Origin of the sequence: Streptomyces chumphonensis, assembly GCF_014779715.1 — a bacterium.
Taxonomy (GTDB): Bacteria; Actinomycetota; Actinomycetes; order Streptomycetales; family Streptomycetaceae; genus Streptomyces; species Streptomyces chumphonensis.
The window spans coordinates 1-973 of record NZ_JACXYU010000033.1 but is presented as its reverse complement, the minus strand read 5'-3'; the positions used below and the strand labels follow the sequence as shown (position 1 = coordinate 973).

The window sequence follows — 973 nt, the reverse complement described above, 5'->3', positions numbered from 1 at the left end:
TCGGCTTCGACGGCCTTCTCCGGTTCGGCGGGTTCGGTGTCGGAGAGGGCGGCGAGGTGGCGCTCGGCGTCGAGGGCGGCGGAGCAGCCGGTGCCGGCGGCGGTGATGGCCTGGCGGTAGGTGTGGTCGACGACGTCGCCGGCGGCGAAGACGCCGGGGATGTTGGTGCGGGTGGAGGGGGCGTCGACGAGGAGGTAGCCCTCGTCGTCCAGGTCGAGTGCGTCGGTGAAGAGTTCGGTGCGGGGGTCGTGGCCGATGGCGACGAAGAGGCCGGTGACGGGGAGTTCGGCGGTCTCGCCGTTCTTGGTGGAGCGCAGGGTGAGGCCGGAGAGTTTGCCGTCGGTGGCGTGGATGGTCTCGACCTCGCTGTCCCAGGCGAAGCGGATCTTGGGGTCGGCGAAGGCGCGGTCCTGCATGGCCTTGGAGGCGCGGAGGGTGTCGCGGCGGTGGACGACGGTGACGGACTTGGCGAAGCGGGAGAGGAAGGTTGCTTCTTCCATCGCGGTGTCGCCGCCGCCGACGACGGCGATGTCCTGGTCGCGGAAGAAGAAGCCGTCGCAGGTGGCGCAGTAGGAGACGCCGCGGCCGGAGAGTTCGTCCTCCTGGGGGAGGCCGAGGCGGCGGTGCTGGGAACCGGTGGCGATGATGACGGTGCGGGCGCGGTGGACGGTGCCGGCGGAGTCGGTGACGGTCTTGATGTCGGCCTTGAGGTCGACGGCGGTGACGTCGTCGGGGATGAGCTCGGCTCCGAAGCGTTCGGCCTGGGCGCGCATCTGGTCCATGAGTTCGGGGCCCATGATGCCGGTGGCGAAGCCGGGGAAGTTCTCGACCTCGGTGGTGTTCATCAGGGCGCCGCCGGCGGTGACCGAACCCTCGAAGATCAGGGGCTTCAGGGACGCGCGCGCGGTGTAGAGGGCCGCGGTGTAACCGGCGGGCCCGGAGCCGATGATGATCACATTGCGAACGTCACTCA

General features: G+C 70.0%; 1 protein-coding gene. It reads right to left on the bottom strand.

Annotated elements, in window-relative coordinates; genetic code table 11:
• The coding region (gene trxB / locus IF129_RS25910) for a thioredoxin-disulfide reductase (RefSeq protein ID WP_191212276.1) at positions 1–973 on the bottom strand (973 nt) is incomplete at both ends.